Genomic DNA, 776 nt, shown 5'->3' with positions numbered 1-776 from the left:
GGCCGTTGATGTCGATCGGTTTCAATGAGCCAAGCTGTAAAACTGGTCGGCGGCGGACATGGCATGGCCACACGGGCAGCGCTGCTGCCCTTTCTTGATCATGTGCATGGTCTCGATGCCGGCGATGATGCGTCTGGCAGACCAGAAAGACTTGAACCCCATCATCGGTCGGGTTCGTCGCTTGATCGCCCGGTGGTCCTGCTCGACGATGTTGTTGAGGTACTTTGACTGGCGCAGTTCAATTGCCACGCCGCTGTCGGCGATCAAGCCTCGCACAGCTGCGGTGTTGGCGCCGCTCTTGTCAATCGTGATCTTCTCGGGGACATCATGCAAATCAATGGCACGCTCGAAGAATCGGCGGGCCGCCGCTACATCGCGCCGAGCGGTGAGCAAGAAGTCCACGGTGTGCCCGAGCTTGTCGACGGCGCGGTACAGATACTTCCACTGACCGCCGACCTGGACATACGTTTCATCGACTCGCCAGGAGCGACCCACCGGACGCTGGCGCCGGCGAAACACCTTGGCCAGCACCGGCAACATCTTCAGTGCCCAGCGGTGAACCGTGGCGTGATCTACCTGGATGCCGCGTTCAGCCATCATCTCTTCCAGGTTGCGCAGGTTCAACGGGTAGGCCGCGTACCAGCGTACGCACACCAGCATCACTTCCAGCGGATAGTGCAGCCGTTTGAGGACCCCACGCAGGACCGAATTCTGGAGCTGGATTGACAACGCTTGCATCATCAAATCCTAGCCGTTCCGCTTATTGCGACACAACC

Annotated in this window: 1 protein-coding gene; it reads right to left on the bottom strand. The window is 59.7% G+C overall.

All coding sequences use genetic code 11. The features are described from left to right. Positions 1-21: 21 nt before the first annotated feature. Complete coding sequence (locus ACFQPB_RS23885) at positions 22-741, bottom strand: IS6 family transposase (RefSeq protein WP_382228950.1); 720 nt, start codon at positions 739-741, stop codon at positions 22-24. Positions 742-776 lie beyond the last annotated feature (35 nt).

Source organism: Hydrogenophaga atypica (genome assembly GCF_042665215.1).
In the GTDB taxonomy this organism is placed as follows: domain Bacteria; phylum Pseudomonadota; class Gammaproteobacteria; order Burkholderiales; family Burkholderiaceae_C; genus Hydrogenophaga; species Hydrogenophaga defluvii_A.
Note: the sequence above shows the minus strand (reverse complement) of the source record. Positions and strands in the feature narration are given on the sequence as shown.

Excerpts from the sequence above, each read along its gene's own strand:
- ACFQPB_RS23885 (WP_382228950.1), bottom strand. The coding sequence starts at position 741 with ATGATGCAAGCGTTGTCAATCCAGCTCCAGAATTCGGTCCTGCGTGGG.